The sequence below is a fragment of the Synechococcus sp. R3-13 genome (assembly GCF_047462195.1).
GTDB lineage: Bacteria > Cyanobacteriota > Cyanobacteriia > Thermostichales > Thermostichaceae > Thermostichus.
This window is the reverse complement of sequence record NZ_JANSIO010000094.1, coordinates 1-2,742: the sequence shown is the minus strand read 5'-3', so window position 1 is coordinate 2,742 and position 2,742 is coordinate 1. Positions and strand designations below refer to the sequence as shown.

General features: G+C 58.4%; 3 protein-coding genes and 1 pseudogene. All 4 read right to left on the bottom strand.

Annotated elements, in window-relative coordinates:
* Positions 1–354 (bottom strand): annotated as a pseudogene (locus tag NW856_RS03205) (A/G-specific adenine glycosylase); the annotation flags it as partial.
* A 94-nt stretch (positions 355–448) separates the two neighbouring features.
* On the bottom strand, positions 449–586 hold the full coding sequence (locus NW856_RS03200) for a hypothetical protein (protein WP_011432392.1): 138 nt from the start codon (positions 584–586) through the stop codon (positions 449–451).
* Positions 587–819: 233 nt separating this feature from the next.
* On the bottom strand, positions 820–2,115 hold the full coding sequence (locus NW856_RS03195) for a class I SAM-dependent methyltransferase (protein ID WP_414399052.1): 1,296 nt from the start codon (positions 2,113–2,115) through the stop codon (positions 820–822).
* A gap of 81 nt (positions 2,116–2,196) precedes the next feature.
* A partial coding sequence (locus NW856_RS03190) for an FAD-dependent oxidoreductase (protein WP_414399051.1) occupies positions 2,197–2,742 on the bottom strand: 546 nt, incomplete at its 5' end.

The window sequence follows — 2,742 nt, the reverse complement described above, 5'->3', positions numbered from 1 at the left end:
GCCGCCAGCCGTGGTGCGCCCGATCCCCGGCAGAGCCAGCACCTGCTCCAGATCCCTGGGGAACTCACCGTTTCGCTCCCGCATCAAAATTTGGGCAGCTTTGTGCAAGTTCAGGGCCCGCCGATAGTAGCCCAGGCCCTCCCACAGTTTCAGCACCTGCTGCTGGGGGGCTGCCGCCAGTGCTGGGATCCCGGGCAGGGTCTGCATCCAGCGCTGAAAGTAGGGAATGACCGTTGCCACCTGGGTCTGCTGTAACATCACTTCCGAAACCCAAATGGCGTAGGGATCCCGGGTGCGGCGCCAGGGCAGATCCCTTCCGTGGTCACGGTACCAACGTTGAAGAGACTGCCGCAAGCGTTGCAAAGAAGCCTCGTCCCAATTCCCTACCTTGTCCGGGAGGCTTGCAGCGCAGGAAAAGCTGCCCTTAGCTTCTGGAAGAGGCTGAGACTCAAGCCGCGTAAGCAAAGTGCAAAGCCCACCAGATCAGGGCCGAAACCACACCGGCCACAATTCCTGCCGAGATCAAAACGACAATTGGGCTATCTGCCCCCTTGAACTTCATAATGCCGCGATTGTAGTCAGCCATCCTTGCCTCCTACCAGCTCTGGCGTTGGGGTTGTCAGGGATGTTGATCGGGATCCAGATCTGCCAGCTCTATTCACAGGGAAAGCTGTGGCGAAGATGTCCCAGTAGAGGTGCTCCGCACCGCCGGCGCAAACATGCCTGGGGAGAAGCACCGTCCTCGGTCATGCATGATACAACCTTAGCATGGAACAGACTTTGACCCTGGTGATTTGGACTGTTTGGAATAACCAGAAGCTAGGCAACCCGCAGAACTAACCGGTCTGCTTCCCACTGTCTGAAGAGGTTGAGAAGGTGGTCGGGTCTCTCTTCGTGGGCAGCCAGGATCTCAGCGCCAGAACGGGCTTGATTGGCCAGGGGCAGCAGCAGCTCCACCACCTGGTAGCGGGTAGAGGCTATCATCTTGCCCGGGATGCGGGCGACGGGCCAGAAAATATCCATCTTCTGGGTCAGGATCTGGGCCGGATCCAGCTTGCCCAACAGATCTGAAAAGGGGATTTTTTGATCCCAGTAGCGCACGCTGCTATAGCGGACAAACAAGGGGTTGAGCTGCCAGCGGGATCCCTTAAAAAATTCGACTGTAAAGGGATCCCAGTGGTCCACCTTTTTCCCTTGATGGCAACACCAGAAGAGATTTTGCGTGTGATACAGAGGCTCCAGATACTCCATGACCCGCAGTTGGTCGATGCGAGCAAGGGCCTCGTAGCGGCGATGGAACTCCGGGTGGGTGGCGGCAATCAACGGCCTGGCATTCCAATAGTCCAAGTAGGGGGCTACATCGATAAACTCCAGCCCGGCTTGGGCAAGCAAGTCGGGAATCTCGCCGATGTCGAAAGGAATATCATTGGCATGGAAGAAATTATCGACAATGTTTTCATCTTGTCCATAGTATTCTTGGTGAGCCTTGGCGTGCTTGGCCAAAAGGGAATTGGGGCTGGCTCCCTTCAGCAGTTGCCGCACAAATTCGATCTTTTCTGGGGTTGCAGGTGGGGTGATGCCCAGCAGCTCCAAAGCGCGGCGAATGCGGTAGAGGTGCCAACGGCCGGAACGGTTGTAGAGCATCAGCGCCATCACCCCATCGGGAGCCAACCGCGATGCCAGATTGCTCAAAGCCTTCACCGGATCTGCAGTGTGGTGAATCACGCCGTAGGAGCTGATCATGTCGAAGCTGCCTTCGGGCCAAGTAGAGGGATCCAGCAGATCCCCGTACTGCACAGAGCAGTTGCGTAGGCCGTGGTGCTTAATTCGCTTTTGGGCAATCTCTAGGGCTGGGCGGCTGATGTCGATCCCGACCACCGACCCATAGCCGGGGTTGCTGGCGGCAATGCCATGCACCTCCCAGCCGGTGCCACACCCTGCCACCAAAAACCTCGCTCCTGCGGGCTCTTGCAGCCTACGGGTGCGGGCGTACTGCGCCAAGGTGTAGCTGCCCAGACTGGAGAAGCCCTCAAAGGGTCGGTCGTAAGGAATAGGAGGATAGGGGAAAGTCTCGTACTGGGCCTGCACTGCCTGGGTAATCTCGGCTTCGCTCACCAAAAGCACTTCCTCCCACGCGTTCCCCCCCATCCTACGGTTTTCTTGAGGTTTTGAGCGGGGAGATCTTCCCAACCGTTGCTAAGCCCCTGCCAGAGCGTGGGTAGCCCGCTTGTAGGCTTCCTCCAGCGTCTCTGCCAAGGTGGGGTGAACATGCACCAAGCTGGCCAGTTCTCGCACCGTGGCCCGGCGAGCAATGGCCTGAGCCGCCTCGTGGATCAAATCCGCTGCATGTGCCCCCAAGATGTGGGATCCCAGCAGTAGGCCGGTGCTCTTGTCAAAGACCAGCTTGACCATGCCCTCTGTCTCTCCCGAAGCAATGGCCTTGGAGTTGCCGCCAAAGTAGGTTCGCACTGTGCCTACGCTGTAGCCTTCTTCCTTGGCCTGAGGCTCGGTCAGCCCCACAAAACCCATTTCCGGGTGAGTGAACACCGCTGCCGGAATGCTGAGGTAGTCCATATAGGCGGTACGGCCACAGATGTTTTCCACGGCCACTCTCCCCTGGGCTGCCGCTGCGTGGGCCAACATCATCTTGCCGGTCACATCCCCAATAGCCCAGAGGTGAGGCAAATCGGTGGCCATGCGGGTATCGACAGGAATAAACCCCCGTTTGCCGGTGGCGATGCC